This is a genomic window from Serratia sp. A07, from assembly GCF_058725505.1.
In genome coordinates, this window is sequence record NZ_JBZXDO010000087.1 from 1 (window position 1) to 4,634 (window position 4,634).

At 50.9% G+C, this 4,634-nt stretch carries 8 protein-coding genes; 2 read left to right on the top strand and 6 right to left on the bottom strand.

Going from position 1 to position 4,634, the window contains the following annotated elements:
- The 5 genes from AC4PR2_RS27580 to AC4PR2_RS27600 form a co-directional block, all read right to left on the bottom strand.
- On the bottom strand, positions 1-1,033 hold a 1,033-nt coding region (locus tag AC4PR2_RS27580; RefSeq protein WP_492175870.1), incomplete at its 3' end, for a DEAD/DEAH box helicase.
- A gap of 186 nt (positions 1,034-1,219) precedes the next feature.
- Positions 1,220-1,519, bottom strand: a complete 300-nt coding sequence (locus AC4PR2_RS27585) for a hypothetical protein (protein WP_492175871.1) — start codon at positions 1,517-1,519, stop codon at positions 1,220-1,222.
- Positions 1,520-1,599: 80 nt separating this feature from the next.
- Positions 1,600-2,073 carry a YmfL family putative regulatory protein gene (locus tag AC4PR2_RS27590; RefSeq protein WP_213874157.1) on the bottom strand — a complete coding sequence of 158 codons (474 nt, stop codon included), beginning with the start codon at positions 2,071-2,073 and terminating at the stop codon, positions 1,600-1,602.
- Between the two features lie 16 nt (positions 2,074-2,089).
- On the bottom strand, positions 2,090-2,545 hold the full coding sequence (locus AC4PR2_RS27595) for a hypothetical protein (RefSeq protein ID WP_213874159.1): 456 nt from the start codon (positions 2,543-2,545) through the stop codon (positions 2,090-2,092).
- Between the two features lie 30 nt (positions 2,546-2,575).
- A complete protein-coding gene (locus AC4PR2_RS27600) occupies positions 2,576-2,779 on the bottom strand; it encodes a Cro/CI family transcriptional regulator (protein WP_197783995.1) in 204 nt (67 codons plus the stop codon).
- A 94-nt stretch (positions 2,780-2,873) separates the two neighbouring features.
- On the opposite strand from AC4PR2_RS27600, the gene AC4PR2_RS27605 reads away from it, so the two are divergent.
- Together AC4PR2_RS27605 and AC4PR2_RS27610 are read left to right on the top strand one after the other, a co-directional pair.
- A complete protein-coding gene (locus tag AC4PR2_RS27605) occupies positions 2,874-3,527 on the top strand; it encodes a LexA family protein (RefSeq protein WP_492175873.1) in 654 nt (217 codons plus the stop codon).
- A gap of 334 nt (positions 3,528-3,861) precedes the next feature.
- Positions 3,862-4,068, top strand: coding sequence for a hypothetical protein (locus tag AC4PR2_RS27610; protein ID WP_197757894.1), 207 nt, complete (start codon positions 3,862-3,864; stop codon positions 4,066-4,068).
- Here the strand turns inward: AC4PR2_RS27610 and AC4PR2_RS27615 are convergent.
- On the bottom strand, positions 4,028-4,474 hold the full coding sequence (locus AC4PR2_RS27615) for an ECs1072 family phage-associated protein (protein WP_492175874.1): 447 nt from the start codon (positions 4,472-4,474) through the stop codon (positions 4,028-4,030). The two genes, AC4PR2_RS27610 and AC4PR2_RS27615, sit on opposite strands and share 41 nt — an antisense overlap.
- Positions 4,475-4,634: the final 160 nt, after the last annotated feature.

Sequence of the window (4,634 nt, forward strand, 5' to 3'; positions counted from 1 at the left end):
GCACGGTGCCTGTGTGGTCGAAGATGAGGCAGTGGTCTTTACCGGGCGCAGTGCGCAGGCCACGGCCAAGGCATTGCTGCCAGCGGATTTCTGATTTCGTCGGGCGGGCATAGATGATGCAGCGGACATCGCTATCAAAACCGGCCACCAGCACGCCGACGTTGACGATGATCTTCGTGATGCCCTGCTCAAACCGGTGGATCGTCATCTGGCGGTCTTCGTGTGGCGTCGCCGCCGTCATCACTTCAACGGTCACACCCACTCTGCTGAATTCAACGGTCACGTAATTTGCGTGGGCCACGTTGACGCAAAAACAAATGGTCGGGCGGTCTTCCCCGTTCTCCAGCCAGTTCTTAACGATGTCGCCCACCAGCGTCGGGTCGCTCATTACCTCTGCCGATTGCGTTTCGTTGTAGTCGCGGCCATAGCCCGCCTGCTCTGACGTCTTAACGTCGCTCAGGTCTGGGTGCGATGGGGCGTAAAATTCGTATTTGCTCAGTGCGCCGATAGCGATCAGCTCTTTCATCGTCGTCGGCTTGATCAGCTTCTGGTAATACGTCCCCAGCCAGGCCGAGAACGGAGTACCGGACAACCCGATCACTTTCACGCCTTTAGCGGTCAGCTCGTCGATGAACTCCAGCATTTTTTTGCGCTTCAGGTGGGCTTCGTCGATGATCAGCAGATCGATGTTGTCGGGGAAGTCGCGGCGGATCAGCGTATCGGCTGATGCAATTTGAATGAGTCGGCTCGGGTCATAGGCCGGATGGTCGCGCCAGATGTAGCCGATCTCCTCGGCAGGCAAGCCGTACTCAATAAAACGCGTTGCGGTCTGGTCGAGCAGGACGGTATACGGGGCCACAAACATTATGCGCATGTTGCGGCTGATGAACCCGCTGGCGATCAGCGCCGCGATTGCGGTTTTGCCGAACCCGACCGGGGCGTACATCATGAACGAGGCGTATTGCTTCCACGCCGCGCGCAGCATGTTCAGTGCAACTATCTGTTTTTCGCGTGGCTGGATTGTAAGCGTCATCGTTATCTCCTCGTTTAATCGTCTAGCCGTCTAAATGTCCGTTTGGCGTTTTTAAACACTCGATCCCTTAAAGATCTTCTCTCTGGTAAAGCCCGTTCCTTCCCCCACACCCCAACCCGATCACCCCCCTTTCCCCCCTCTTACCCTTCCCCTCTCCCCCGTTTAAAAAAACACCGACTGAAAAATTCATGCCGCTACCCTGTTTTGCCCCACCAGCGGTGGCGCGGTTGTCATGCCCTGGCCAGCCCGCGAATACCGCTCGACGTACAGCCGCAGGCGCGTGTTAGCCGCTTTGCGGCCTGCGTTCTCCTGCCGGTAAGAAACCTCCTCGGCGTCAAACGCTGTGCGGTAAGCCTCCTCGTAGGCGTGCGCAATCTTCCCGCGCTGTCCGTGCGGTAACTTAACGAGCTGGTCTTGAATCCATGCGGCATCCTCGCGGCAATACACCGCAGGCATGGCGGTTCGAACAAACGATGCAGGCTGCATACGCTTACCCTCCGGTTGTGAAATACAGCGGTGCTTACCTCATCAAAAAGTCCACCACGTTGTTTTGGCCTCGACTTGCATTAACACCTCTGGCACTTAGCCTTTTTGCCAAACAGCGCCAGCACTGCTCGCACTTCGGCATCACGAGCTTGAAGGTGCTTGCGGTGATATCGCATGATTTCAGCCGCCTCTTTTTCATCAATCACCCCATCGGCTAGTGATTCCTGAATGATTTGGTCTACATGTCCACGGTGTGCAGCGGTACGGATGCTTTTGCTGAACAGCTCGACCTGATCCAGTTCTTCCAATGCAGGAATTTCAACCACAAGCAAGCTGCGGCGACGTGCAAAATATTCGGTTAGTAGATTGGTACCGGATATGTCTTCCATCGCCTCCAGCTCACTGACTTCAAAGAACCGGCAACCGTTTTTCTCATACAGGTTGTTGTTGAAGGCCGTTTCCGTCATACCCAGTGCGCCAGCCATTGCCGAACGTCCACCAGCCACCGCTTTGCACATGCCTTTCACTACATCTTTTAAATTTGGCTCTACCATGTCGGTTACCCTTCGATTAAGATTTTCGAATTGCCATGAACAGGAACCGGAAAACTTGCAAAACCCACTTGCGCAACTTGCTCTTAACGCTTGGTACAAAGTCCTTATCGCCCTCGGAAGTTTTGTCTTCCTCCTCGCTGGCGCCGGGATGTTTCCTGCTTATCCAGCTGGAGCTACTGGCCTTATGGCACTTGGATGTGTGGCAGTTGGTATTGGCGAGTGGATTAACCACCCTCTTAAAACGGCCATCTACCAGGAAAATGTGTTTAGGGAACGAGTCTTCACTTTCAGGGAGAGAACCCTTAAACCTGCCGGTCTCTTCTTCGACGTGATCGGAGCCGCTCTGCTTTTGGCCGGAGCTGTAAAATTCTTCTAACTTCCAACCAACCAGCGTCACCGTAGAGTTCTCGCGGTCAATGCTGACTGACCCCGGTATAAGCCGATTTAAACGCTCAAAAAACTCGTAATTCATAAACCTACCCATTGCCTTTTCACTTGGTAGTTATGCTTGCGCAGCTGTATTAGTAGAATTTTGGTAAAGCGTCTGGTCGAACTTCAAACGCCCGTTGGTGATTTTTTCAACCTGATACGCGCGCACTTCAGGGATTATTTCAGGCCATTCAGATACTGAAGGGTGCTTAATCCCAAGGGCGAACGCGGTTTTGCAGACACCCCCGAAATAACTAATAACTTCGGATTTCCTCATAACCTTTCTCCAATGATTTGACTTGCACTCAATGTAGGATATCCAACATATCAATGTCAAGAACCTTACATATAAACGTGGTAGGATCGCCTACATGATGAATATGAGCGACCGCATCCGCCAAAGGCGGAAGGAACTTAAATTGACCCAGCAAGCACTAGCTGAGATAGCTGGTGTGAATCGCGTCACTGTTACAGGATGGGAAAAGGACGATTTCCAGCCGAACGGAGCAAACCTGCAAGCTTTAGCTAAAGCACTCCAGTGTGATCCCCTCTGGCTTGTCTCTGGGAAGGGTGACCCAAAGCCGACTCTCAATCTGAAACCTGAAATATTTAATGTAAAAGAAGTTCCGCTTATCTCTTGGGTACAAGCCGGTTTGTGGACAAGAACAGATCCTGGAGTCAGGGCTGACGATGCTAAGGAGTGGGTATTTACCACTGCGTTAGTTTCTGATGCTGCCTTCGCCCTGAGGGTGCGCGGCGATTCAATGACAAACCCTTCAGGTGCGCCATCGATACCAGAGGATTCTGTGATCATCGTAGAACCTGAGGTTATGGATATTGGGGCTCTGAATGGGAAAATTGTTGTCGCATACCTCGATGGTGGTCATGAGGCAACTTTGAAAAAATTTGTTGAGGATTGGCCGCATCGATATCTAGTGCCTTTGAATCCGAATTATAAACCTATCGAATGCGGAGAAAACTGCACAATCGTTGGTATTGTTAAACAAGTCATAATGGATTTCTAATCCCCCTCTTCACATAAGCCGAGCTCTTGCTCGGTTTTTTTATGTCCAAATATTTAATGTTGGCTTTCCTACACCACGTCTTGACAGCTCAATGTTGGATATCCTACATTAACCCCATCAACCCGGAACGCCACCAGCAAAACACCGCCGCAAACGTTACGGGAACGGCAGGAAGCCAACAGGCAACACGCCAAGGGGTGAGCGATGCAATCACTCCCCGGCCCCGAGAGGGATCGACCGGTAACGTTCTTTAAGGAAAGAGTGGATTTACCCTGCCGCTGCCAGTGTGGGGCGGTAGGCATAAAACCACTACCAACTTACCAAGGGGTTAAAAATGGAACAGAGAGAGATCAAAATTGTTGCTGAAGGGGTTTCTAACGAGGATGTGCTCAAATGGATGCAAAAGAAAGTGAGTGCGTCAAGAAATCTGCAAGTAGCGCTTGCAGAGCGTAAGAACTTGCAGCAAGCGCTTGTTGAGGTGGAAAAGCAAATAACGCTACTTACCAACGAGGCGTCTGTGGAAGTTTGTCAATCAAGTTAGGCTCCCATTCTTCATCAAGAATCGTGGGATAAACCTGTTTAGTGCTCCGTGCTCCAAAGTAGGCAATCATTTTTTGTGCAGGCTCATATTCAGCAATCGCGCGCATCTCCTCTTGGAGTGCAAGAATTGCGTCCTGGAGTGAGAGATTACGAATTTCACTTAACGGCCACTTGTATTTTTGAAGAAGTAGATGTTCAAGTGCAGCGCGTCCTTTTAATGGGCTTCCAATCGTTGCGTAAGTGTTTCGATGTTTTTCTAAAACACACTCAAGAGCAAATATAAGCGCAGCCCGATTTTGTACTTGCGCATAATCGGGCTGCTGAATAGCACCGCTTAAAGCCACGTCTCTTACTTCACCGACTTTTTGCAAAACGAGTTGGTAAAAATCTTCACTGATTACCGTCATTTTTATTCCCTTCTTGGCTGTGCGAGAGCAACCAAGATACCACTGCCGCCTGAGGTGGTGAAGTGACCAGGCACACATTAAAAAGCCCCGGCTGCAGACGCCAATCTTTGCCGGGGCCTGACCAGTAGAACGGAGATTCAACATGATCAACCGCAATGTT